A 23,278-nucleotide genomic window follows, 5' to 3' on the forward strand; every position below is an offset into this window, starting at 1 on the left:
TCTCACTATGGTGGCCATGAGCAATCCCGAATACATTTTGACTCTCTCTTGCCTGGATCAGCGCGGAATCGTTCATCGCGTGTCGGGTTTCCTTGCCGACCACGGCTGCAACATCATCGACTCCGCGCAGTTCGGCGACGGCGAGTCCAAGCTGTTCTTCATGCGCGTGCATTTCTCCCTCGAGGACAGCAACATCAACGACGACCTGCTGCGCGCCGATTTCGGCCTGCTGGCGGCGGACATGAAGCTGGACTGGGAACTGCGCGACGCGCACTACAAGCCGCGCGTGATGCTGATGGTGTCGAAGATCGGCCATTGCCTGAACGACCTGCTGTTCCGCTACAAGAGCGGCTTGCTGCCGGTGGAGATTCCCGCCATCGTGTCGAACCACATGGACTTCTACCAGCTGGCCGCCAGCTACAATATTCCATTCCATCACTTGCCGCTGGCCACCGGCGCGCCGCAGGAAGCCAAGCTAGCGCAGGAAACCAAGATCATCGAGCTGATGAACACGCACAAGATCGACCTGGTGGTGCTGGCGCGCTACATGCAAATCCTGTCGCCGGGCCTGTGCACGGCGCTGAAAGGGAAGGCGATCAATATTCACCATTCCTTCCTGCCGAGCTTCAAGGGCGCCAAGCCGTATGCGCAGGCGCATCACCGCGGCGTCAAGCTGATCGGCGCGACCGCCCACTTCGTCACCGGCGACCTGGACGAAGGCCCGATCATCGAGCAGGACGTCGAGCGCGTCGACCATTCGATGGATGCCGAGACGCTGTCGGCCATCGGCCGCGACGTCGAGTGCGTGGTGCTGGCGCGCGCGGTCAAGTGGTTTGTCGAACACCGCATTTTGCAGAACGGCGACAAGACCGTCGTCTTTAAATAACCCCGGAATTCAGATGGCCCTCAAAGCAACAATCTACAAAGCTGATTTACAAATTGCGGACATGGACCGCAATTTCTACGAAACCCAGGCGCTGACCCTGGCGCGCCACCCGTCCGAAACCGACGAACGGATGATGGTGCGCCTGATCGCCTTCGCGATCCACGCCAACGAGGCGCTGAGCTTCACCAAGGGCCTGTTCGACGTTGAGGAGCCGGACCTGTGGCAGAAGGACCTGACCGGCGCCATCGAGCTGTCGATCGAAGTCGGCCAGCCGGACGAGAAGGTGATCCTCAAGGCTTGCGGCCGTTCGGCGCATGTCTATGTGTACAGCTATGCTGCCACCAGCCATATCTGGTGGAAGAGCCTGGCCAACAAGGTCGAGCGCTGCAAGAACCTGACTGTGATCAACCTGGATTCCGACGCCACCGAGCAGCTGGCCAAGATGGCACAGCGCACGATGCAGCTGCAATGCACGATCCAGGACGGCCAGATCTGGCTGACCGACGGCACCACCACGGTGGAAGTCGGCCGCGAGACCTTGAAGGCCGAGCGCTGATCTATAATGGTCCGATGAAGAAGATCCTCCTCGCGATGTGGATGGCGGCCTCGGTGCCGGCCGCGCTGGCCCAGGTCGACGTGCGGGAGGCGTGGATACGCGCCACCGTGCCGTCGGCCAGGACCAGCGGCTTGTTCATGCAGATCAAGTCCATGCAGGACGCGCAGCTGGTCGCGGTGCGCTCCAGCGTGGCGGGCGTGGCCGAGATCCATCAGATGCGGATGGACGGCCAGATGATGCGCATGCACGCGGTCGACGCCATCGCCTTGCCGGCCGGGCAGACGGTCAACCTGGCGGCGGGCGGCTATCACGTCATGCTGATGGACCTGAAGCGGCAGTTGAAGGAAGGCGAGACCGTGCCGGTCACGCTGGTGATACGCAAGAAGGGCAACCGCACCGACACCGTCGCGCTCGACGTGACGGTGAAGGCGCTGACGTACAACCCACAATAATCAAGGGGTAGCGATGAAAACCACTTCCATCCTGCTGGCGCTGGCGCTATCGTCGGCCTCGGCGGCGCAGGCGCACGTCACGCTGGACACCGCGACCGGCATCGCCGGCACCTACCAGAAGCTGGCCTTCCGCGTCGGCCACGGCTGCGACGGCAAGGCCACCACCGGCCTGACCGTGACGCTGCCGGAAAACGCCACCGCCGCCAAGCCCATGCCCAAGGCGGGCTGGAAGATCGACGTGATCGACCGCGAAGCCCTGCACGAAATCCGCTGGAACGGCGGCGCGCTGCCGGACGCGTACTTTGACGAATTCGTGGTGCAGCTCAAGTTGCCGGCCGAGCCGGGCAAGCTGTATTTCCGCATCGAGCAGCAATGCGGCAAGACCAGCGTCGCCTGGGATGAGATCGCCAACGAGGCCGGCGGCAAACTGAAAGCGCCGGCACCGGTGCTGGAAGTCTTGCCGGCACCGGCGGAAACGCCGAACCACGTCCACTGATTACTGCACCACCGCGCCGCCTTTCATCACCCACTGGACTTGCTCCAGGGCGCGGACATCTTTCAGCGGCTCGCCGTCGACGGCGATCAGGTCGGCGAACTTGCCCGCTTCTATCGCGCCCACCCGGTCGGTCCAGCCCAGCAGGTCGCTGGCGTTCAGCGTGGCCGTGCGGATCGCCTGGATCGGCGTCATCCCCAGCTTGACCAGCACCGCGAACTCGCGCGCGTTCAGGCCGTGCGGGTAGACCGCGGCATCGGTGCCGAAGGCGATCGGCACGCCGGCCTTGATGGCGCGGCCGATGTTGATGCGCGCCTGCGGCAACACCACCTTGGCTTTTTCCAGCAGCGGCTTGGGCAGCTTGATCGCTTCGGCGTTCTCGATCAGCCAGTCGCCCAGGTACAGCGTCGGCACCAGGTAGGTCTTGTGCTCCTTCATCAGCTTGATGCCTTCGTCGTCGATGTAGGAACCGTGCTCGATCGAATCGATGCCGGCCAGCACCGACAGCTTGATGCCTTCGCCGCCGTGCGCGTGGGCGGCGGTCTTGCGGCCGAGGCGGTGGGCGTCGCCGATGATGGCTTTCAATTCCTCCAGCGTGTACTGCGAGGTGCGCGGGTCGTCGCCGAAGGACAGCACGCCGCCGGTGGCGCAGATCTTGATGACGTCGGCGCCGTACTTGATGTTGCGGCGGGTGACCTTGAGCGCCTCGTCGACGCCGTCGGCCACGCCGAGCGCGGTGGCCTTGTATTCGGGCGCGTGCATGGTGTCGTCGCAGTGGCCGCCGGTGATGCCCAGCGCCGGGCCGGAGGCGGCGATGCGCGGGCCTGGCACGTCGCCGTCGTTGATGGCGTCGCGCAGGCCGATGTCGGCGTAGCCGTCGGCGCCGACGTCGCGGATGGTGGTGAAGCCGGCGCGCAGCGTGACCAGCGCGTTCCGGGCGCCGGTCAGCGTGATGCGCGGGATCGATTTGGCGATGATGCCGTAGCCCGCGTCTTCCGGACGGCCGGTGATGTGGGTGTGCATGTCGATCAGGCCGGGTAGCAGGGTCTTGTTGCCGAGGTCGATGACCTGGGCGCCGGCCGGGATGGCCAGCTTGCTGCCGGCGGCGGTGATGCGTTCGCCGCTGATCAGGACCACGGCGTTGTCGACCAGCGCGCCGCTGCGGACATCGAGCATGTGGGCGGCCTTGACGGCGACGACGGTATCGGGGGCGGCGTGGGTTGCTGCGCAAGCCAGCAGGAGCGCGGGTAGCGCAACAGCACGGCGGAGTGACGAGGCGATGACGTTCAAGTATTTCTCCCTAAAAGTAAGCATCTTGTTGAGGAGAGCCAAACCAAGCTCGCCGACAAGCGTACTCGTCAATAAGGTTGAACGCCACAATATTGTTGATCAAACCGGCAACGGTCACTTATTGCGGCGCGCCGCCGATGCGTTTGATGGTGCCCGAGCCCATGACGCTCTTGCTGACCGACGGGTCGCCGTAGTAGGCGATGTCGCCGGAACCGGCCACGCTCAGGTTCAGCGACTTCACCGCCCACACCGTCGCCTGTCCCGAGCCGCCGATGCTGACCGCGGCGGTGCGCGCCACCAGTTGCCCGGCCTGCACGCGCCCCGAGCCGCCGATCGACACTTGCAGGCGCTCGGTGTTGCCGCCCACTTTCAGGTTGCCGCTGCCGCCCAGGGCGATCGTCACCGATTCGCTTTGCAGGTTGCGGACAGTGATCGAGCCCGAGCCGCCGACGTCGAACGTCAGGCTCTCGCCTTTCAGGCTGTCGGCATCCAGCGAGCCGGAGCCCGCCACCGCCACCCGGTCCAGCGCGCGGACTTGCACCACGATCTTCATGTTGCGCGTCTCCAGGTTCATATTCCGTTTCACCGGGCGTATGCGCAGCGTGCCGTCCTCGATCACCGTCTCGATCAGCGGCACGATGTTGTCGTCGGACTCGATGCTGACGCTTTCGGTGCCGCCCGTGCGGATCTCCACATTGCCGCTGACGCTGGTGGCCAGCGCGGTGAAATGGCCCAGCTCGCGGTTCTGCTTGACGATCTTGCCGCTGCCCTGGACGCGCTCGCCGCCGCCGAGCCAGCTCAGCGGGCCGGCCGTGGCGGCGTTCATCGGGGCGGCGATCGCCAGCAGGCCGGTGGCCAGGAACAGAGTGCGCAGGATGTTGCGGACGGCTGGGGTGGTCATGGTGCTCTCCTCGGTGGTGTATTTAGCATGGATACTACGGACTCGCGCCGCGGCGCGAAACCCGGCTGCGACGGATTGCAGCCTGGGCGGGGCAGAATGCGTACTGGCGGGAACCAACGGCGCATGAGGTATCATTCGGCCTACAACGTCACACTGGAATCACATGCTTATCATCACCATCAAACAGGGCAAGGAAAAGAGCCTGCTGGCCGGCGACCCCTTGATCTACGCCTCCGCGATCGACAAAGTCGACGGCAAGCCCCAGGAAAAGAACAAGCCCGGCGCCACCGCGACCGTGCAGACCTCGTCGCGCCAGTTCATCGGCCGCGCCGCCTACAATGCCAAGTCGCAGATCAGCGCCCGCATCTGGACCTACAAGGAAGACGAGCCGGTCGACCACGCGATGATCAAGCGCCGCGTCAAGGCCGCCATCGCCAAGCGCGCCGCCAGCGTGCGCGCGGCCGGCCCCAACGACCTGGTGCCGGTGGTGCGCGGCGACGAGGACGGCTTGTCCGGCCTGCTGGTCGACAGCTGGGGCGGCGTCCAGGGTTATCTGATCTGCCAGTTCCAGTCGGCCGGCGTCGAGGCCTGGAAGATCCCCATCGTGCAGGCGCTGCTGGCCGAAACCGGCTGCCCCAACGTCTACGAGCGCTGCGACGACCTGATCCGCAAGGGCGAGGGCTTGCCGCTGTTCTATCGCCCGCTGGCCGGCGAGGAGCCGCCCGACCACGTGGTGGTCACCGAAGGCAAGCAGCGCTTCAGCATGGACTTGCGCACCGGCTTCAAATATCCGAAGGTACGCAGCTGAAAAAGTTTCGATGCTGCAATTTTTCTCTTATAATCGTCCGAGGAGTTTTACCGACCCACGGAGATCAGAGTCAAGATGGAAAATTACCAGTCGTCGCAAATACGCACCCTGAGCTATATCGAGAACGAAGACCACCCGGTCTTCGGCACGCTCGTCGAGCAGATCCTGCACCTGCTGAATTCCAAGCTGATCTTCAGCGACATCCTGATCCACCAGAACAGCCCGTTGATGCTGCGCCAGCCGAAAGGCCTGGTGGCGGTCACCGATTCGCCGATCACGCGCGAGGAGCTGCAGGAATTCTTTGAGGTGGTTGAGCCGAACTGGTCCGAGCGGATCCAGGACCGCGCCTTCGACCGTGCGGTCGACCTGCACACCGCCCGCATCCGCGCCAACTGCTTCACCTTCCAGGGCAAGAAGCGGCTCGGTTGCGTGATCCGCCGCTTCCCGAAGGAGCCGCTGGCGCTGGCCAAGCTGGGCCTGCGCGAGCACGAGCAGCACTTCGCCAAGCTGACCAGCGGCCTGGTGCTGATCATCGGCGACACCTGCCAGGGCAAGTCCACCACCATCGCCTCGATGCTCGACGAGATCAACAAGCACCGTTCCGGCCACATCATCACGATTGAAGATCCGGTCGAGACGCTGATCCCGCAGCGCCAGTGCGTCATCACGCAGCGCGAAGTGGGCTTCGACGGCGACGTCGAGAGTTTCTACCTGGGGGCGCTGGATGCGCTGCGCGAGCGCCCGGACGTGATCGTCATCGGCGAGATCCGCGATGCCCAGACCGCGCAGGAAGCGCTGGCGCTGGCCGAATCCGGCCCGCTGGTGCTGGCCTCGCTGCACGCGCGCTCGACCGAGCTGGGCCTGCAGAAGATGCTGCGCCTGCTGGGCAACAGCGAGGCCCAGGCCCAGGCGCTGGCGCACGCCCTGCGCGGCGTGCTGTGCCAGGCCTTGCTGCCGTCGATGCAAGGCGAGCGTTACTATCTGGCCACCGAGTGCCTGACCACCAATCCCGAAGTGACCAATATGATCGCCAGCGGCCAGGTATCGTCGCTGCGCGAATGGATGGAGCACAAGCCGGCCGACGGCTGCCACACGATGAACGCCTCGCTGCGCGCGCTGCTGGCCGACGGCAAGATCGCCATCGAAGACGCGCGCAACGCCACCACCGACCGTATCGGCTTCGCCGAGCAACGTTAATCCGGCGCCCGGGTTGTTGCTGGTTTAGTCCAGCGGAATGGCCCGGTAGCGGTTGACGTCGTTGCCGTTGACTGGCGGTGCGTTGTTGCCCCAGGCGCTGCGCAGGTAGGAGACGACTTGCGCCACTTCCGTGTCGTTGAGGACATGGCTGAACGGCGGCATGCTGTAGGGGCGCGGATTGCCGGCCGTGCCGGGCGCGAAGCCGCCGTTGAGCACGATGCGGATCGGGTTGACCGCCTGTTCCATCGTCAGCGCGCGGTTGCCCGCCAGCGGCGGATAGCCGGGCGGCAGTCCAACCCCGGTCGCCCCGTGGCAATCGGCGCAGTGCTTGCCGTACAGCTGGGCGCCGGCCGCCAGGAAGGCGACCGCTTCCGGTCCCTTGTCGCGCTCGAAGTCCGATTTGCGGCCGTCGCCCGGCAGCGCCTTCAGATACACCGCCATCGCGTTGATGTCGCCGTCGCTCAGATGCTGCAGGCTTTCCTGCACCACTTCGGCCATCGGCCCGAACACGGTGGCGCGCGGCGAGGCGCCGGTCTTCAGCAGCTGCGCGATGTGCGGCTGCAGCCATTCCCCCAGTCCTGCTTCGGCGTTGGAGTTCAACGACGGCGCGTACCAGCCCAGCACCGGAATCAGGCCGCCCGACAAGCCTTCGCCCTCGGTCGCGCCCAGCGTGTTGCGCGCGCTGTGGCAGGCGCTGCAATGCCCCAGTCCCTGCACCAGATAGGCGCCACGGTTCCAGTCCACCGACTGTTTGCTGTCCTCGCGGAAGACCGCCGGCTTGAAGTACAGCGCGCGCCACGCGGCCAGCATGAATTGCTGGTTGTACGGGAAGCGCAGGTCGTGCGGCTGGTTGGCCTGCGGCACCGCCGGCACCGATTGGAAGTAGGCATACAGCGCGTCGGCGTCGTCGCGCGTGATGCGGGTGTAGTTGGTGTAGGGGAAGGCCGGATACAGCAGGCGGCCATCCTTGGCTTTGCCGTTGTGCAGCGCCTGCCAGAAGTCGTCGCTGCTCCAGCCGCCGATGCCGGTGGCGCGGTCGGAGGTGATGTTGGGCGAGACGACGCTGCCGAACGGCGTTTGCAGCGCGCGTCCGCCGGCGTATTGCTGGCCGCCGCGCGTGGTGTGGCAGGCCATGCAGTCGCCAGCCTTGGCCAGGTAGGCGCCGCGGGCGATTTTCTCGGCCGGCGCCAGCGTGGCGGTGACGGTCGGCGGCGGGCCGATGTCGTCGCCGACCCAGAACAGCTTGGCCAGCACGCCCAGCACGACGGCGGCGATCACGATATAGAGGATTTTCTTCATTGCGCGGCTCCTTGCTGAGCCGGTACGCTGCCGCAGGCCATCGGCAGCGGCATGGCGATGCTGGCGGCGGGCCGGGCTGCGGCATCCGGCGTCTGCTTGCTGAGCCAGCCGGACACGGCGGCGACGTCGGCCTCGCTCAGGCGGGCGGCGATGTCGGCCATGCAGTCGGGCGCGGCGGCGCGGCGCACCTTGCTCTTCCACGAGCCGAACTGGGCGTTGATGTAGTCGCTGGGCAGGCCGACCAGGCCGGGGATGGCCGGTTCCACGCCGGTCAGCGCGGCGCCGTGACAGGCGACGCAGGCCGGGATTTTCCTGGCGGGGTCGCCTTGCTGCACCAGCGCCTGGCCGCGCGCCAGCGAGGCGGTGGTGGCGCTGGCGCCGCTACCGGCTTGCGGCGGCGGGTAGGGCGGATGCTGGGCGGCGAAGTAGTCGGCGATCTCGCGCAGGTAGGCGTCCGGCAGGTGATCGACCATGTAGGTCATCATCGGGTAGTGGCGGCGGCCGTCGCGGAAGTTGCGCAGCTGGTTGTACAGGTAGCCGGCCGGCTTGCCGGCGATGCGCGGGAAGAAGGCGTCGCCGCGCTCCTTGACCGAGTGGCAGGCCAGGCAGGCGGCGACGCGCTGCTCCAATGTATCGGGCAGGGCGGCCGGCGTGGCGGCGGTGGTGCTCAGGCAAATACCGGCCAGGGCCAGCGCGGCGCCCAGGCGTGCGGCGGAAAAAGTAGGCATACCGTTCCTCTGTCAGACAGTCCAGCAAGGATATACCTGTGTTGCAAATAAGAACAGAGGACAGATTGACTAAGGCTTGGGCGGGCGCGGCAGCTTGACGGCCTTCAGCGGCGGCAGCTTGCCGCCGCCGGCGAGCCAGTGGCGGTAGACGCGCAGCGCGACCTGGGCGTCGTCGGCGGCGTACAGGATCTGCTTGTCGTTCAGGCGCGGCAGTGCCCAGTTGGTGGTGGAGATCTTCTTGGACTTCTGCAGCTTCTGGCCGAAGAACTTGGCCACGGCGGTCTTGGCGCCGAGGTCGTTGCGCTGGCCGGGCGTGCGCAGCGCCACCGACATGTCGACCACGCCGGCCGCGCGGATCGCCAGCTTGGCGTGCAGGCGCTTGACGTCGTCGGCCAGGCCGAAGCCGATCTTGAGCGGCGCCGCCGGTTCCAGGATGGCTTGCAGCACGGCCAAGGTATGGGCGTCGGTGCGGGCGCCGATCTGGAACAGATACGCCTTGTCGTCGGTGGAGAATTGAATCAGGTGCGGGCCGGTCGAGGTCTCGCCCTTGGTGAAGGTCGGCTTCGATTCGGTGTCGAAGCCGATGGCGTCGGCCGCCAGCAGCGCGTCGCGCGCGGCGACGGCTTGTTCCGGCGTGACCACCATGTGCACATCGGCGATGCGGATGCCGACATAGGGCGGCAGTTCCGCTTCCGCCGCGGCTTGGTGGCTAGCCGTGTGCTGGCTATCCAACTTAGCCCTTGCGCGAGAACTTCGCGGTCAGCTGGTTCAGCTTGTCGGCGCGCACGCGGGCCGCTTCTTCCGCCGCCGCCGCCTCGCGTTCGGCCTTCTTGCGTTCTGCTTCTTTCTTGAAGCGTTCCTGCAGCACCTGGGTCGCGTGGGCGCGGTGGGTGTCGGTCACTTCGGCGCCCGGGGTGCCGTCGAGATCGTGGCGCACCTTGGCTTTTTCCATGACTTTCAGGTAACGCAGCGAGCCGGTATGGATGCCGAGCGCGGTGCGCATCGTCTTACGGTCCAGTTCAGGCATCACGGCGAGGATCTGCTTGTCGATACCGATCGTCAATGGCAGGAAATCGCGGAAAGCGGGGAATTGGGTTTGCAGTTGTTTCAGCAGGCTGCGCGGGGTCAGGGCGGCAGGCGCCGGGGCAGCGGCCGTGGTAGCTGGCTCGGTTGCCGCAGGCTGGGGGGTGAGGCTAGTGTTCATCGACTTCGTAGTTTAAGCAAGAGGCGTCAGCATATCATGGGGGCTACGGGAATGCAGTGCATTTTAGGCTATCGTGACGCTTTGATCACACCGGCGGCGGACAGGGTGGATGCCTTCCCGGCCCAAAACGTGTATAATGCACGACGCACCAGAGCAGGACGGTGCGGTTCAGTTTGGTACAGGATGCGATTCGGACGGTCTGACAGGGGCACTAGCCCTTCTACTTTGCCCTCTCCTCATTCTTCCCTGAATAAGAGAAACAAGCCCGTGGCTGGAAGCGGGCTTTTTTTATTCCGCAGTTAATCGTCAGCTAAATTACAACATTTCCACCCAAGCGCACCGTTCGCGGTCGGCGCGGGGTCAGCTTTTTTGTAATTTCTGACGAATACGCATTGAGAGATTTTTAATGACAAAAACGCCGAAAACTTTAACGTTGTCCGTCAAAAAGCCAACCCGCGCTAGTTCCGCTCCGCTGGTGGTGCCGAAGACGACTTTATCTTATGTGATCGATAATGCGCAAGAGGCAGCGAGCAAAGTAACGGTGGTCAAGAAGAAAACGCGCCTGAGCGCCGCGGCCGAAGCGGCCCTGGTCGACGCGCAGGCGGCGGAAACCGTGGACGCGCCGGTCAAGGCCGTGAAAGTGGCGCGCAAGAGCGCCGCCGCCGCGACCTCGGCGGCCGACGCCGAGGCGTCGGTGCCGGCCGTGGTGGTCAAGGCCGCGCCGAAATCCAAGCTGGTCAAGGCCAAGGCCGAGCCGGCCCCGGTGGTCATCGTCACCGCCGGCCCGGCCGTCAGCCAGGTCACCGACGCCGCCACGCTGGCGTCGATCGACACCTCCGGCTACCTGCTGCCGAGCGTCAAGGTGCCGGGCCGCCGCGGCCGCAAGCCGTCCGAATTCACGCCGGAAAACGACGAAGTCGCGGCGCTGAACGCGGTCGAGCGCGCCGAACTGAAGGCGGTTTCCAAGGCGCGCGAGCGCAAGGCCAAGGGCGGCGCCGCCGACCTGCTGGGCGTCGATTCGAAAAACTCGGCGGAAGACCTGGAGCGCCGCCGCAACCAGATCAAGAACCTGATCAACATGGGCAAGGAACGCGGCTTCCTGACCTATGCGGAGATCAACGACCAACTGCCGGAAAACATCGTCGATCCGGAAGCGATCGAAGGCATCATCGCCACCTTCAACGACATGGGCATCGCCATCTACGAGCGCGCCCCGGAAGCCGATTCGCTGCTGCTGACCGACAGCGTCGCCACCGTCACCTCGGACGACGAAGTGGAGGCGGCCGCCGCGACCGCGCTGTCGACCGTCGATTCCGACTTCGGCCGCACCACCGACCCGGTCCGCATGTACATGCGTGAAATGGGCGCCGTGGCGCTGCTGACGCGCGAAGGCGAAATCGAGATCGCCAAGCGTATCGAAGGCGGCCTGAAGGACATGATCCAGGCCATCTCCGCCTGCCCGACGACGATTTCCGAAATCGTCGCGCTGGCCAGGAAGATCGAAGCCGATGAACTGAAGGTGGACGAAGTGGTGGACGGCTTCGTCGACCTCAACGAAACCAGCAGCGCGCCGGCCGCGGCCGCGGCGCCTGCCGCCGCATCGGACGACGATGAGGAAGAGGAAGAAGAGATCGAGGAAGAAGACGGCGACGCCAATGGCGGCGCGGCCGGCTTCTCGACCGAGCAACTGGCGCAGCTGAAGAAAGCCGCGCTGGAGAAGTTCGACGTCATCTCGACCCAGTACGACAAGATGCGCAAGGCTTCCGGCGGCTACGGCTCCAAGGCCTACGTGGCGGCGCAGGAAACCATTTCGGCCGAGCTGCTGGGCATCCGCTTCACCGCCAAGGTGGTCGAGAAGCTGTGCGACACGCTGCGCGGCCAGATGGAAGAGGTGCGCCACATCGAGCGCGCCGTGCTGGAACTGTGCGTGAACAAATGCGGCATGCCGCGCGCCCACTTCATCAAGGTGTTCCCGGGCAATGAATGCGACCTGGACTGGGTCGACGGCGAAGTCGACAGCGCGTATCCGTACAGCGCCATCCTGGGCCGCAACGTGCCGGCGGTCAAAGAGTTGCAAAAGAAGATGATCGACCTGCAAGCCCGCGTGGCCTTGCCGCTGGCCGACCTGCGCAAGATCAACAAGCAGATGGCCGCCGGCGAAAAGCGCGCGCGCCAGGCCAAGCGTGAAATGACGGTCGCCAACTTGCGCCTGGTGATTTCGATCGCCAAGAAGTACATCAACCGCGGCCTGCAGTTCCTCGACCTGATCCAGGAAGGCAACATCGGCCTGCTGAAGGCGGTCGACAAGTTCGAATACCGCCGCGGCTACAAGTTCTCGACCTATGCGACGTGGTGGATCCGCCAGGCGATCACGCGTTCGATCGCCGACATGGCCCGCACCATCCGCGTGCCGGTGCACATGATCGAAACGATCAACAAGATGAACCGCATCTCGCGCCAGATCATGCAGGAAACCGGCAGCGAGCCGGACCTCGCGACCTTGGCGCTGAAGATGGAAATGCCGGAAAACAAAGTCCGCGAAATCATGAAGATCGCCAAGGAACCGATCTCGATGGAAACGCCGATGGGCGAGGACGGCGATTCGCAGCTGGGCGACTTCATCGAAGACAACACCACGCTGGCGCCGCTGGATGCGGCACTGCACGCATCGATGCGCAACGTCATCAAGGAAGTGCTGGACTCGCTGACCCCGCGCGAAGCGAAAGTGCTGCGCATGCGCTACGGCGTGGAAATGTCGAACGACCACACGCTGGAAGAAGTGGGCAAGCAGTTCGACGTCACCCGCGAGCGTATCCGCCAGATCGAAGCGAAGGCCATGAGCAAGCTGCGCCAGCCGTCGCGTTCGGACAAGCTGAAGACTTTCCTGACGCAGAACTAAGCGTCAGGCGAAGCACCAGGAAGGGAGGCCATGTGCCTCCCTTTTTTTGGTTTTGGTATGCTCAGCGTTCTGATCATTTGATGGGAACGACGATGCTGAAATTTCTGAGCTTGTTGCTGTTGTGCGGCGCGGCGCAGGCCGCTGCCACTGAAACGTGGCTGGTGACGCTGGACCGCTGGGGCAACCATTCGTACCAGACGCTGACGCTGGAACGGAACGGCGACGCGCTGCGGGGCGACATCGGCGGCGACCAGTTGACCGGCAAGCGGCAGGGCCGCAGCATCGAGTTCGACGTCGTCGATGCGAACCAGGCCCGCTATGCGTATCGCGCCCAGGTCGATGGCGCGGCGATGCGCGGCAGCGCCGATTTCCCGGACACGAACAATCCGGCCGCGCGGGCGCAACATGCGTTCAGCGCGCGCCGCCTCCCGGAGCGCCCGGCCGGGCCGCCGCGCCGCTACGAGTTCACGCCCTCCGATTACGCCAACGAGTTCAGCGCCCACCGCGCGCCGGTGCTGACGATATGGCCGGGCGACACCGTGCACACCAAGACCATCGATTCCGGCGGCGTGGACGAGCAGGGCGTCACGCGGGCGCTGTATGGCAATCCGCAGACCGGGCCGTTCTTCATCGCCGGCGCCGAGCAGGGCGACACGCTGGTGGTGCGTCTGCGGCGCCTGCGTTTGAACCGCGACTACGCCGACAGCCTCGATACCATCGTCGGCCGCGCGCTGACGGTTGGCATGGCGGCCAAGGCCGCCGGCCTGGGCAAGCCGGTACGCTGGAAGCTGGACCGCGAGCGCGGCCTGGCCAGTCCCGAGCAGGCCAGCGCGGGACTGGCCCGGTTCGCGGTGCCGGTGCGGCCGATGCTGGGCGGGCTGGCGGTCGCGCCCGGCGACGGCCCCGGCATCTCGACCGGCGACACCGGCCGCTTCGGCGGCAACATGGATTTCAACGAGGTGGTGGAGGGCAATACCGTCTACCTGCCGGTGCAGCAGCCCGGCGCCTTGCTGTACCTGGGCGACGCCCACGCGCTGCAGGGCGACGGCGAAACCTCGCAATACGCGCTGGAGACCTCGATGGACGTCGAGTTCGACGTGGACGTCATCAAGGGCAAGGCCATCGGCATGCCGCGCGTGGAGTCGCCCACCCAGATCATGACGCTGGGCCAGGCCGGCTCGCTGGATGACGCGCTGCGCGCCGCCACCAGCGGCATGCTGCAATGGCTGCAGCAGGATTACGGCCTGAGCTTGTCCGAGTGCGCGCAGGTGCTGGGCAGCGCGGTCAAGTATTCGGTGCCCAACCTGGCCGGCCGCAGCGTCGGCGTCGCGGCCAAGCTGGATAAGACGCTGTTGAAGCGCCCCGGATCGTATCAATAGGATAGCCTGGGGTACCAGTCCGTGCCGCGCCCGGCCGGCGTCAGGTCGAGGATGTTCCAGAGCGGCGTCGGATCGGGGGCGCCGCGCGGGTCCTGGCCGGGGTCTTCGGTGCCGCCCAGCTCGCTGGCCCAGAAGTGCAGCACCTTGCCGTCGCGCTTGACCCAGACGTCGAGCGCCGGCCATTCGTCGCCGTCGGGCGACAGGCCGCGGTAGTCGCGCGCGAAATCGTCGCCGACACACTGATAAAACCGCAGGTTGCGCCAGCCGCGTTCGCGGGCGAACGCCAGCTGCCGCGCGACCGGCGAGCGGCCGATCACCGCCATCGCCACCCGCTGCGTGATGTCGCGCGACGGTACGTCCAGCGCGCCGAGGAAGGCGGTGCACATCGGACAGGGCCGCTCGCGCTGTGGACCATACATCCAGAAGTAGGTGACCAGCGTATCGTGCCGGCCGAACAGGTCGGCCAGCGTCACGGTCTTGCCGTTTTCATCGAGGAAGCTGTAGCCGGGCGCCTCGCCGCCGGGCGGCAGCGCGCGGCGCTGGGCCGCCACCCGTTCGATGTGGCGGCGCAATTCGATTTCCTCGGCCAGCAAGGCGGTGCGCGCGGTGCGGTATGCGGGGCTGTCGTTGGGGTAGGGCTTGCTTTTGGCGGCCAGTTCCGCCGCCGGTGTCAGCGTCGTCATGGGAACTCCTTGTCATCGTCACCAGCGTATTACGGGCGCTTGCGGCGGCGCGGTCTATGCGCTAGCTCACACAGGCGCCTGGCCGGCACCGGGCAGGGTCATATGCAGCACGGTGCCGGTACCGGGCAACGGCGCGACCGCCAGTTCGCCGCCGAAGTCCGCCAGCCGTTCGCGCATGACGCCCAGGTTCAGCGCGCCGCAACCGCCATCCGGCGCCGGCTGGCCGTCGCCGCTGAGGATGATCGACAGGCGCTCGGGCTTCAGGCTCAGCGTCACTTGCAGTGCGCGCGCGCCGCTATGGCCGCCGAGATATCCCAGGGCCGCCTCGACGACGTGGAAAATGGCGGAGGTCTGGCGCTGGTCCAACACCGCGCTGTCATCCAGCAGTTGCAGCACGCAGCGCATGCCGTTGCGCAGCTCCAGTTGCCGCAGCAGCCATTCGATGGCGGCCGACAAGCCCAGTTCCAGCGTCGGTGGATGCAGTTCGTTGATCAGGTCGCGCACGGCGTGGATGCTGGCGTCCAGCGTGGCCAGCGCCTGCGTGGTGCGCTGGTGCAGCAGCGGCTGGCAGCGGCCGGTGCGGGCGTGCAGCACGGACAGGTCGAGCCTGAGCGCGAGCAGGTTTTGCGCCAGGTCGTCGTGGATGCCGAGCGCGATCCGGCGGCGCTCGCGGTCCTTGGTGGTGTGTTCGTGCTCGGACAGCGCGCGCAGTTGCTGCACCGATGACTCCAGCGCCCGCTCCGCGCGCTTGCGCTCGCTGATGTCGACGCACATGCCGATCAGCAGGCGCGGCTGGCCGTGTTGGTCGAACAGCGGCTGCTTGTGGGTTTCCATCCAGCGGTTCTCGCTGTGCGCGTGATGCCAGACCAGTTCTTCGTTGACGATGCGCTTGCCGCTGGCGAAGGCGGCGCGGTCGCGCGCGCCGAAGCCTTCGATCTGCTCGGCCGGCAGGAAGCGCTCGCCGCGGTTGCCGCGCATCTCGGCAAAGCTGACGCCCCACAGCGCTTCGCAGGCGGGATTCATCAGCACGATGCGCGATTCGGCATCCTTGATGAACAAGGCCAACGGCATCATGGCAAAGATGTCCTGCAGCTCGCCCTGCGCCTGCGGCAATGAAACGCCCATTTCCACCTGCAGCTCGGTCACGACCGTCAGGATCTCGGATTTGGCCAACGAATCGATCAAACTCTTCATGTTGTCGTGCAAGTAGTTGGCGTTCGGGAGATACTATGACAATTTTGTCTATTTGTCTTTCCATTATTGAAATAAAAAACGCCCCGGCAAGGCGGGGCGTTTGGTGCGGTGCAGCAACAACTGCTGTCAGCCGGTATTACGCAGGCCGGCGGCGACACCGTTGATCGACAGGTGGATGCCGCGGTGAACGCGCTCATCGGCCTTGCCCGGCTCGCTCGACAGCGCGCGGTGGCGCTTGATCAACTCGACCTGCAGGTGGTTCAGCGGATCGAGGTAGGCGAAGCGGTTCTGGATCGAGCGCGCTAGCAGCGGATTGCCGGCCAGGCGCTCGGTGGCGCCGGTGACGCTCTGCAGGATGGTCAGCGTGTTCGCATGCTCTTCGGTGATGCGCTTGAAGATGCGCTCGCGCAGTTCCTTGTCCTGAACCAGCTCGGCGTAGCGCGAGGCGATCGCCAGGTCGGTCTTGGCCAGCACCATGTCCATATTGGACAGCAGGGTGGCGAAGAACGGCCATTGCGTGAACATCGCTTGCAGCTGCGCCAGGCGCTCTTCCTTCTTGCCGTCGGCGACCCACGAACCGATGGCGCTGCCGAAACCATACCAGCCCGGCAGCAGCAGGCGGCACTGGCCCCACGAGAAGCCCCATGGAATCGCCCGCAGGTCTTCGATGCGCTTGGTCGACTTGCGCGAGGCCGGGCGCGAACCGAGGTTCAGCTCGGCGATCTCGGCGATCGGCGTGGCGGCGAAGAAGTAGTCGGTGAAGCCCGGGGTCTCGTAGACCAGGTTGCGGTAGGCCTTGTAGGCGCGGTCCGAGATCTCGGCCATGATGGCTTCGAACTGGCGCAGTTGGGCCTGGTGCGCGGCGTCTTCCGACTGCGGCATCAGGCTCGCTTCCAGCGTCGCCGCGACCAGCAGCTCCAGGTTGCGGCGGCCGATGTCCTTGTTGGAGAACTTGGAGGCGATGATCTCGCCCTGTTCGGTCAGGCGGATCTGGCCGTTGACGGTGCCGTGCGGCTGGGCCAGGATGGCCTCGTACGACGGACCGCCGCCGCGGCCGACCGTGCCGCCGCGGCCGTGGAACAGGCGCAGCTTGACGCCGGCCTTTTCAAACACGGTCACCAGGTGGGTCTCGGCCTTGTACAGTTCCCAGTTGGAGGTCAGGAAGCCGCCGTCCTTGTTGGAGTCCGAGTAGCCCAGCATGACTTCCTGGATCTGGCCCTGCTTGGCGATCAGCTGCTTGACCAGCGGGATCGCCATCACGGCTTCCATGATGCCGGCCGCGCGCTGCAGGTCGGGAATGGTCTCGAACAGCGGGATCACCATCAGGTCCAACTCGGCCTCGGCGATGCGCAGCAGGCCCATTTCCTTTTGCAGCAGCAGCACTTCCAGCAGGTCGGACACTTCCTCGGTGTGCGAGATGATGTAGTTGCGGATCGCGCGGGCGCCGTAGCGGGCGCGGATCTCGCGCGCCGCGCTGAGCACGCCCAGCTCGGAGACCGTCTCGGCCGAGTAGGCGATGTACGGCGAGTACAGCAGGCGCGGCTGCGCCAGTTCGCTCAGCAGCAGCTGGACCTTGGCATCCTCGTCCAGCGACGAGTAGTCGGCCTGGCCGCCGGCCTTGCCGAACAGCTCGGCCAGCACGCGCTCGTGGATGTCGGACGACTGGCGCATGTCCAGCGAGGCCAGGTGGAAGCCGAAGATGTCGGACGCGCGCTTCAGGGTCGACAGGCGCGGCTGCACCAGCACGGCGCCGTGGTTGGCGTTGAGCGAATCGATCAGCACCTGCAGGTCGGCCGAGAACTCGGCGGCATCGGCGTACGGCTCGGCGTGGCCGACTTCCTTGCGCAGGATGTTGGTCGCGCCCAGCGCGCGCGCGGTGCTGGCGAGGCGCGCGTAGATGCCGATCAGGGCGCGGCGGTACGGCTCGTCGGCGCGGTGGTCGGAGATGTCGGTCGATTTGTCCGACAGCGCTTGCAGCGCCGGCGAGCAGGCGATCATCAGGGTCGAGATCGACAGTTCGGCGCCCAGTGTGTGCGCTTCTTCCAGGTAGAAATCGAGGATGGTGGTGGCCTGGCGCGTCAGCGCGTGCGACATGGTGTTGCCGTTGACGTTGGGATTGCCGTCGCGGTCGCCGCCGATCCAGCTGCCCATCTGCACGTAGGGGGCGCTGACGGCTTGGCTTGCGCCGTAATGCGCGGCGATGTCGCTCTCGATGTCGTCGTACAAGCCCGGCAGTTCGCGCAGGAAGGTGATGCGGTAGTAGGACAGGGCGTTTTCAATCTCGTCGGCCACGGTCAGCTTGGAGTAGCGCAGCATGCGGGTCTGCCACAGCGTCGCGATGCGCGCGCGCAGCAAATGCATATTGGCGGCCTGCTCCTTCGGCGTCAGCGGCAGGTCGCGCTCGGCCAGCAGGCGGGCGATGTCGTGCTCGGCGTCGAGGATGGACTTGCGCTGCACTTCGGTCGGGTGGGCGGTCAGCACCGGGGCGATCAGCGCCTGCTCGAAGAAGGTGGACACGGTGTCCTGGCTCACGCCGGCCTCCTTCAGCTTGCACAGCGCGAAGTTGACGCTGCCTTGCTGCGGGTTGGAGCCGGCCAGCAGGTGGGCGCGGCGGCGGCGGATGTGGTGCTGGTCTTCCGCGATGTTGGCCAGGTGCGAGAAGTACGAAAACGCGCGCACCACGGAGATCGTCTGCTCCTTGGTCAGGATCTTCAGCATGCCGTCCAGTTCCTTGGCGGCGCCGGCGTCCGCCTCGCGGCGGAAGCGCACCGCGGTTTGCCGGATGGTCTCGACCACGGCGTAGACTTCCTCGCCTTCCTGGTCGCGCAATACGTCGCCCAGCAGGCGACCTAATAAGCGGATGTCTTCTTTGAGTGGTGCGTCTTTATCCACGCCAGGTTGTTCAGCCGTTTGATCGTTCGTTGCACTAGATTGTTTTGCCATGAGATAAGCCGCAAAGATGTGAAATGTCGGTGCAAAGGCTTGTGGCCCGGTTCTGCAAGAAGGTGAGCGTGATAAAATTTGTGATCTTAAAACACGCGCGTGTTACTGGCCTGCGCCGGTGAGCGTCAGCTACAGCGAAAGAACTGGTTTTGAAAATATCGGAATTACTACAAAATCCTCCGTCCACCTTGGTGATCGCTTCGCGTGAAAGCCGCCTTGCCATGTGGCAGGCAGAGCATGTACGCGCCCGCTTGACATTATTATATCCGCAGTGCGATGTCAGAATTGTAGGAATGTCGACAAAAGGCGATCAAATTTTGGATCGCACCCTGTCCAAAGTCGGCGGCAAGGGCTTGTTTGTCAAGGAACTGGAGGTGGCGATGGCCGAAGGCCGCGCCGACCTGGCCGTGCATTCGCTCAAGGATGTGCCGATGGAGTTGCCGGAAGGATTCGCTTTGGCCGCCGTGCTGGAGCGCGAGGACCCGCGCGACGCCTTCGTTTCCAACGACTATGCCTCGCTGGACGACTTGCCGGACGGCGCCGTGGTCGGCACCAGTAGCCTGCGCCGCCAGGCCTTGATCGCGGCGCGCTATCCGCACCTGGTCATCAAACCGTTGCGCGGCAACCTCGATACCCGCTTGGGCAAGCTGGACCGTGGCGACTACGCGGCCATCATCCTGGCCGCCGCCGGCCTGATCCGCCTGGGTCTGCCGCAGCGCATCCGCGCGCACCTGGACCCGGCCAGCAGCCTGCCGGCTGCGGGGCAGGGCGCGATGGCGGTCGAGATCGCCGAGCGCGACGACGGCATCGACCTGATGGCCATCCTGGCGCCGCTGAACCATGAAGCCACCTGGCAAGCCGTCACGGCCGAGCGCAAGGTTTCCAAGGTCTTCGGCGGCAGCTGCCAGGTGCCGCTGGCCGCGTTCGCCACCGTCGACGGCGGCCAGATGCACCTGCGGGCGATGGTCGCCACGCCGGACGGCACCCGCATGGCCAGTGCCGAAGTGCGCGGCGCGGCCGCCGATCCGGAAGCGCTGGGCGCGCAAGTGGCCGAGCTGCTGCGCGCGCAGGACGCGGTCGACATCCTCTCCGCCTGCCTGAGCGAAGCGGCGCAAGCCGAGGCCGACGTCCGTTCGGCCACGCTGGCCGCCGACGCCGCCAAACCCGCCGCGGACGCCTGACCAGAGGATGCCCGGCGCCGTCGTCATCACCCGTCCCCTGGCCCAAGCGCGGCCGCTGGCAAGCCGTGTTGCCGCGCTGGGCCGCGAGGTCGAGCTGTTGCCGCTGCTGGACATCGCGCCGCTGGCCGATAGCGCGCCGCTGCGGGCCGCCCTGGCCAGGCTCGCGGATTACGCCCTGGTGGCCTTCGTCTCGCCCAACGCCATCGACGCCGCCTTCGCTTATATTCAGCAATGGCCGGCCGGCGTCACGCTGGCGGTGCTGGGCGAGGGCAGCCGCAGCGCGCTGGCCCAGCACGGCGTCACGCCCGACACGGTCGACATCGTCAGCCCGGCCGACAGCGCCCACAGCGATTCCGAGCACCTGCTGCAAACGCTGGACCTGGCGGCCCTGAAGGGACGGCCGGTACTGATCATCCGTGGCGAAAGCGGACGCGAACTGATGGCCGACGGCCTGCGCGCGGCCGGCGCCGTGGTCGACGTGGTGCCGGCCTACCGGCGTTCGGTGCCGCCGCTGACGCCGGCCCTGGCCGCCACGCTGCGGCGTTTGCTGTCGCAGCAAAACGACTGGATCATCACCAGTTCCGAAGCCTTGCGCGGCCTGTGCGATTTGCTGGCCAAGCTGGACATTCAGTACCCTGATGAATATTTTGATGCAGTGCAGCAGAATAGCGTTGTATTGATGCAACAACAGCATTTGATCGTTCCACATGCCCGAATTGCCGAAACGGCAAATAATTTAGGATTTTCAAGACTGACGCTCACCGGATCAGGCGACGAACGCCTGCTGGCCGCGTTACAATCATGCCTATGAACGATTTGCCTACATTACCCGATCCCACCGTCTCGACCGCCAAAGCTAACGAGACCCCGCCTGCGCCAACCCCGCCGCAGCCAGAGCCCAGTTTGCTCGACACCCTCCAGCAGCCGCAAATGCTGCTGGTCGGTATCGTCGTCCTGACGATCTTGCTGGCCGGCCAGACCTGGTCGTCGCACAACCAGGTCCGCAAGCTGCGCGAAGAGATCGCGCTGCGCCTGCAAAAGGGCGACGCCATCAATGCCGAAACCGGCACGCTGGCGCGCTCGGTGCAGGAGACCAGCAAGGAGCTGCAAGCCAAGGTCGGCCTGCTGGAAAACAAGCAGCAGGAAGCCCAGAGCCAGCAACTGGCGCTGGAACAGCTGTACCAGGACTTGTCGAAGAACCGCGACGAGTGGGCGCTGACGGAGATCGAACAAGTGCTGTCGACCGCCAGCCAGCAGCTGCAACTGGCCGGCAACGTGCCGGGCGCGCTGATCGCGCTGCAGAACGCCGACCGCAGCCTGTCTCGTTCGGACAAGCCGCAATTCATCACGATCCGCCGCGCCATCGGCCGCGACACGGAAAAACTCAAGGCCCTGCCGAGCGTGGATTCGGTGGGCGTGGCCTTGCGCCTGGATAGCGTGATCGCCCAGATCGACTTGCTGCCGATGCTGTCGGACGAAAAGCCGACGCTGCCGGCGCCGCCTGAAAAGAAAACCAGGGCCAAGGCCGCCGGCAAGGACGGCAAGCCGGTGCCGGCGCCGCAGCCGACCAGCCCATGGCTGCTGGCCGTGCAGGACACCTGGAACGGCTGGAGCAGCGAGATGTGGACCGACGTCCGCCAGCTGATCCGCGTGCGCAGCGTGGCAACGCCGGACGCGCTGATGCTGTCGCCGACGCAGGCTTACTTCCTGCGCGAGAACCTCAAGCTGCGTTTGCTGAACGCCCGCATGGCCCTGTTGTCGCGCAATGAAACGGCGTTCCGCGCCGACCTGATCGCGGCGCAGGAAGCGCTGGTCAAGTATTTCGACACCCGCGCCAAATCCACCCAGACCGTGCAGGCGCTGCTGCGTCAGGTGCAGAGCAGCAATCTCGCGATCGAGATGCCGACCCTGTCCGACAGCCTGAATGCTGTGCGCAACTACAAAGCGAAGCCATAGTCATGCGTTTATTTCTTTGGATAGTCGCATTGATGGCCGCGGCCATCGGCATCGCCGTGACGGCGCGTTTCAATCCGGGCAATGTGGTGCTGTTCTACCCGCCGCACCGGATCGACCTGTCGCTGAACTTTTTCGTGGTGCTGATGGCGGCGTTGTTCGTCTTCCTGTACGCGGTGATACGCGCCTTCCGCGCCACCGTCAAAATGCCGGGCAAGGTTGCCGCCTACCGCCAGCACAAGCGCGAGCGCGACGGCAACAAGGGCTTGCGCGAAGCGCTGAAGGCGTTGTTCGAGGGCCGCTTCGGCCATGCCGAAAAAGCCGCGATGCGCGCCGCCGAGCTGCCGGAAAACGCCGGCGTCGCCGCGCTGATCGGCGCCCGCGCCGCGCACCGCATGCGCCAGGGCCCGCGCCGCGACAACTGGCTGGCCCGCATCGGCGACGACAACGTCATGAAGACCGCGCGCCTGATGACGATGACCGAATTGCTGGTCGACGACCATCAGCCGGAAGCGGCGCTGGAAGCGGTGCGCGAACTGAACGCCAGCGGCACCCGCCACATCCACGCATTGCAGATGTCCTTGAAAGCGCAGCAGCAAGCCAAGAACTGGCCGGAAGTGCTGCGCCTGGTGCGTTCGCTGGACAAGCACCGCGCGCTGCATCCCGCGCTGTCGTCGCGCCTGCGCGAGCTGGCTTATGACGACATGCTGTCCGACAGCGGCCACGATGCCGAATCGCTGCTGCGCGTGTGGTCGACCGTGCCGAACGGCGACCGCATCAAGCCTTACGTGGCGTGCCGCGCCGCCACCGCGCTCAACGCGCGCGGCCTGCATGACGAAGCGCGCCTGGTGGCGGAAGAATCGCTGGCCGCCGACTGGGACGACCGCGTGGTGCGCGCCTACCGCGAAGCGGCGGCGCCGGCCGGCTCGGCCGCCTTGCTGGTGCAGATCGAGCATTGCGAGAAGTGGATGCACGCGCGTCCGACCGACGCCGAACTGGCGCTGACCCTGGGTTCGCTGTGCCTGAAGCAGAAGCTGTGGGGCAAGGCCCAGCGCTTCCTGGAGCAGGCGCTGTCGGATGCCTCCGACCCGCGCATGGTGCGCGAATCGCACCTGAAGCTGGCGCAGATGCACGAGGCGCTGGGGCAGGGGGAAGAGGCGGGGAATCACTACCGACAGTGCGCGCTGGCCACTATCCTGTAAAACCGGAACCCGTCCCAGCGACGGGTTTTT

21 protein-coding genes are annotated in these 23,278 nt (G+C 65.7%); 12 read left to right on the forward strand and 9 right to left on the reverse strand.

The genetic code is table 11. The annotated features are described in order from the left end of the window. Positions 1–16 precede the first annotated feature (16 nt). Genes purU through ACEN9F_RS28945 form a run of 4 tightly spaced genes read left to right on the forward strand, consistent with a single transcriptional unit; the run spans position 17 to position 2,390 of the window. A complete protein-coding gene (purU, locus tag ACEN9F_RS28930) occupies positions 17–886 on the forward strand; it encodes a formyltetrahydrofolate deformylase (RefSeq protein WP_413425809.1) in 870 nt (289 codons plus the stop codon). 13 nt (positions 887–899) lie between these two features. Further along, positions 900–1,442: a YaeQ family protein gene (locus ACEN9F_RS28935; RefSeq protein WP_413425811.1), complete on the forward strand. Its 543-nt coding sequence runs from the start codon at positions 900–902 to the stop codon at positions 1,440–1,442. Positions 1,443–1,456: 14 nt separating this feature from the next. After that, positions 1,457–1,894: a copper chaperone PCu(A)C gene (locus tag ACEN9F_RS28940; protein WP_413425813.1), complete on the forward strand. Its 438-nt coding sequence runs from the start codon at positions 1,457–1,459 to the stop codon at positions 1,892–1,894. Between the two features lie 13 nt (positions 1,895–1,907). Then, a complete protein-coding gene (locus ACEN9F_RS28945; protein WP_413425815.1) occupies positions 1,908–2,390 on the forward strand; it encodes a YcnI family protein in 483 nt (160 codons plus the stop codon). On the opposite strand, the gene ACEN9F_RS28950 is transcribed toward ACEN9F_RS28945, so the two are convergent. After that, complete coding sequence (locus ACEN9F_RS28950) at positions 2,391–3,677, reverse strand: amidohydrolase family protein (RefSeq protein ID WP_413425817.1); 1,287 nt, start codon at positions 3,675–3,677, stop codon at positions 2,391–2,393. A gap of 118 nt (positions 3,678–3,795) precedes the next feature. Continuing rightward, positions 3,796–4,578 (reverse strand): head GIN domain-containing protein, encoded by a 783-nt coding sequence (locus tag ACEN9F_RS28955; RefSeq protein WP_413425819.1) that lies wholly within the window; start codon positions 4,576–4,578, stop codon positions 3,796–3,798. 163 nt (positions 4,579–4,741) lie between these two features. Here ACEN9F_RS28955 and ACEN9F_RS28960 point away from each other — a divergent pair, with 163 nt between their 5' ends. Beyond that, positions 4,742–5,386, forward strand: a complete 645-nt coding sequence (locus ACEN9F_RS28960) for an SAM-dependent methyltransferase (protein WP_413425821.1) — start codon at positions 4,742–4,744, stop codon at positions 5,384–5,386. A 75-nt stretch (positions 5,387–5,461) separates the two neighbouring features. Continuing rightward, positions 5,462–6,583, forward strand: coding sequence for a type IV pilus twitching motility protein PilT (locus tag ACEN9F_RS28965; protein ID WP_413425822.1), 1,122 nt, complete (start codon positions 5,462–5,464; stop codon positions 6,581–6,583). A gap of 24 nt (positions 6,584–6,607) precedes the next feature. Here ACEN9F_RS28965 and ACEN9F_RS28970 read toward each other — a convergent pair whose 3' ends face one another. From ACEN9F_RS28970 to ACEN9F_RS28985, 4 genes are all read right to left on the reverse strand, one after another. Beyond that, complete coding sequence (locus tag ACEN9F_RS28970) at positions 6,608–7,882, reverse strand: c-type cytochrome (protein WP_413425824.1); 1,275 nt, start codon at positions 7,880–7,882, stop codon at positions 6,608–6,610. Then, a complete protein-coding gene (locus tag ACEN9F_RS28975) occupies positions 7,879–8,610 on the reverse strand; it encodes a c-type cytochrome (protein ID WP_413425826.1) in 732 nt (243 codons plus the stop codon). Before ACEN9F_RS28975 ends, ACEN9F_RS28970 begins: the two co-directional genes overlap by 4 nt. Before the next feature lie 69 nt (positions 8,611–8,679). Next, entirely contained in the window at positions 8,680–9,255 is a 576-nt protein-coding gene (locus ACEN9F_RS28980) for a 3'-5' exonuclease (protein ID WP_413427213.1), read from the reverse strand. 88 nt (positions 9,256–9,343) lie between these two features. After that, the gene (locus ACEN9F_RS28985) at positions 9,344–9,814 is read right to left on the reverse strand and encodes a ProQ/FINO family protein (RefSeq protein WP_413425828.1); all 471 of its coding nucleotides are present in this window, start codon (positions 9,812–9,814) and stop codon (positions 9,344–9,346) included. A 406-nt stretch (positions 9,815–10,220) separates the two neighbouring features. Between ACEN9F_RS28985 and rpoD the strand changes: the two genes are divergently transcribed. Together rpoD and ACEN9F_RS28995 are read left to right on the forward strand one after the other, a co-directional pair. Beyond that, positions 10,221–12,713, forward strand: coding sequence for an RNA polymerase sigma factor RpoD (gene rpoD / locus ACEN9F_RS28990; RefSeq protein ID WP_413425830.1), 2,493 nt, complete (start codon positions 10,221–10,223; stop codon positions 12,711–12,713). Positions 12,714–12,805: 92 nt separating this feature from the next. Then, positions 12,806–14,092 (forward strand): acetamidase/formamidase family protein, encoded by a 1,287-nt coding sequence (locus ACEN9F_RS28995; RefSeq protein ID WP_413425832.1) that lies wholly within the window; start codon positions 12,806–12,808, stop codon positions 14,090–14,092. Here the strand turns inward: ACEN9F_RS28995 and ACEN9F_RS29000 are convergent. The 3 genes from ACEN9F_RS29000 to ppc form a co-directional block, all read right to left on the reverse strand. Next, complete coding sequence (locus tag ACEN9F_RS29000) at positions 14,086–14,775, reverse strand: DUF899 family protein (RefSeq protein ID WP_413425834.1); 690 nt, start codon at positions 14,773–14,775, stop codon at positions 14,086–14,088. The two genes, ACEN9F_RS28995 and ACEN9F_RS29000, sit on opposite strands and share 7 nt — an antisense overlap. 66 nt (positions 14,776–14,841) lie before the next feature. Next, a complete protein-coding gene (locus ACEN9F_RS29005; protein ID WP_413425836.1) occupies positions 14,842–15,969 on the reverse strand; it encodes a PAS domain-containing protein in 1,128 nt (375 codons plus the stop codon). A 126-nt stretch (positions 15,970–16,095) separates the two neighbouring features. Then, the gene (gene ppc / locus ACEN9F_RS29010) at positions 16,096–18,912 is read right to left on the reverse strand and encodes a phosphoenolpyruvate carboxylase (protein ID WP_413425838.1); all 2,817 of its coding nucleotides are present in this window, start codon (positions 18,910–18,912) and stop codon (positions 16,096–16,098) included. Between the two features lie 149 nt (positions 18,913–19,061). Between ppc and hemC the strand changes: the two genes are divergently transcribed. Genes hemC through ACEN9F_RS29030 form a run of 4 tightly spaced genes read left to right on the forward strand, consistent with a single transcriptional unit; the run spans position 19,062 to position 23,248 of the window. Beyond that, positions 19,062–20,093, forward strand: a complete 1,032-nt coding sequence (gene hemC, locus ACEN9F_RS29015; protein WP_413425840.1) for a hydroxymethylbilane synthase — start codon at positions 19,062–19,064, stop codon at positions 20,091–20,093. A 7-nt stretch (positions 20,094–20,100) separates the two neighbouring features. Further along, a complete protein-coding gene (locus ACEN9F_RS29020; protein WP_413425842.1) occupies positions 20,101–20,904 on the forward strand; it encodes a uroporphyrinogen-III synthase in 804 nt (267 codons plus the stop codon). After that, complete coding sequence (locus ACEN9F_RS29025) at positions 20,901–22,049, forward strand: uroporphyrinogen-III C-methyltransferase (protein ID WP_413425844.1); 1,149 nt, start codon at positions 20,901–20,903, stop codon at positions 22,047–22,049. Before ACEN9F_RS29020 ends, ACEN9F_RS29025 begins: the two co-directional genes overlap by 4 nt. Before the next feature lie 2 nt (positions 22,050–22,051). Then, complete coding sequence (locus tag ACEN9F_RS29030; RefSeq protein ID WP_413425846.1) at positions 22,052–23,248, forward strand: heme biosynthesis protein HemY; 1,197 nt, start codon at positions 22,052–22,054, stop codon at positions 23,246–23,248. Positions 23,249–23,278: the final 30 nt, after the last annotated feature.

The sequence above is a fragment of the Duganella sp. CT11-25 genome (assembly GCF_047302815.1).
Taxonomy (GTDB): domain Bacteria; phylum Pseudomonadota; class Gammaproteobacteria; order Burkholderiales; family Burkholderiaceae_D; genus Rugamonas.

Excerpts from the sequence above, each read along its gene's own strand:
- purU (WP_413425809.1), top strand. The coding sequence starts at position 17 with ATGAGCAATCCCGAATACATTTTGACTCTCTCTTGCCTGGATCAGCGC.
- ACEN9F_RS28935 (WP_413425811.1), top strand. The coding sequence starts at position 900 with ATGGCCCTCAAAGCAACAATCTACAAAGCTGATTTACAAATTGCGGAC.
- ACEN9F_RS28940 (WP_413425813.1), top strand. The coding sequence starts at position 1,457 with ATGAAGAAGATCCTCCTCGCGATGTGGATGGCGGCCTCGGTGCCGGCC.
- ACEN9F_RS28945 (WP_413425815.1), top strand. The coding sequence starts at position 1,908 with ATGAAAACCACTTCCATCCTGCTGGCGCTGGCGCTATCGTCGGCCTCG.
- ACEN9F_RS28955 (WP_413425819.1), bottom strand. The coding sequence starts at position 4,578 with ATGACCACCCCAGCCGTCCGCAACATCCTGCGCACTCTGTTCCTGGCC.
- ACEN9F_RS28960 (WP_413425821.1), top strand. The coding sequence starts at position 4,742 with ATGCTTATCATCACCATCAAACAGGGCAAGGAAAAGAGCCTGCTGGCC.
- ACEN9F_RS28965 (WP_413425822.1), top strand. The coding sequence starts at position 5,462 with ATGGAAAATTACCAGTCGTCGCAAATACGCACCCTGAGCTATATCGAG.
- ACEN9F_RS28970 (WP_413425824.1), bottom strand. The coding sequence starts at position 7,882 with ATGAAGAAAATCCTCTATATCGTGATCGCCGCCGTCGTGCTGGGCGTG.
- ACEN9F_RS28975 (WP_413425826.1), bottom strand. The coding sequence starts at position 8,610 with ATGCCTACTTTTTCCGCCGCACGCCTGGGCGCCGCGCTGGCCCTGGCC.
- ACEN9F_RS28980 (WP_413427213.1), bottom strand. The coding sequence starts at position 9,255 with ATGGTGGTCACGCCGGAACAAGCCGTCGCCGCGCGCGACGCGCTGCTG.
- ACEN9F_RS28985 (WP_413425828.1), bottom strand. The coding sequence starts at position 9,814 with ATGAACACTAGCCTCACCCCCCAGCCTGCGGCAACCGAGCCAGCTACC.
- rpoD (WP_413425830.1), top strand. The coding sequence starts at position 10,221 with ATGACAAAAACGCCGAAAACTTTAACGTTGTCCGTCAAAAAGCCAACC.
- ACEN9F_RS28995 (WP_413425832.1), top strand. The coding sequence starts at position 12,806 with ATGCTGAAATTTCTGAGCTTGTTGCTGTTGTGCGGCGCGGCGCAGGCC.
- ACEN9F_RS29000 (WP_413425834.1), bottom strand. The coding sequence starts at position 14,775 with ATGACGACGCTGACACCGGCGGCGGAACTGGCCGCCAAAAGCAAGCCC.
- ACEN9F_RS29005 (WP_413425836.1), bottom strand. The coding sequence starts at position 15,969 with ATGAAGAGTTTGATCGATTCGTTGGCCAAATCCGAGATCCTGACGGTC.
- ppc (WP_413425838.1), bottom strand. The coding sequence starts at position 18,912 with ATGGCAAAACAATCTAGTGCAACGAACGATCAAACGGCTGAACAACCT.
- ACEN9F_RS29020 (WP_413425842.1), top strand. The coding sequence starts at position 20,101 with ATGCCCGGCGCCGTCGTCATCACCCGTCCCCTGGCCCAAGCGCGGCCG.
- ACEN9F_RS29025 (WP_413425844.1), top strand. The coding sequence starts at position 20,901 with ATGAACGATTTGCCTACATTACCCGATCCCACCGTCTCGACCGCCAAA.
- ACEN9F_RS29030 (WP_413425846.1), top strand. The coding sequence starts at position 22,052 with ATGCGTTTATTTCTTTGGATAGTCGCATTGATGGCCGCGGCCATCGGC.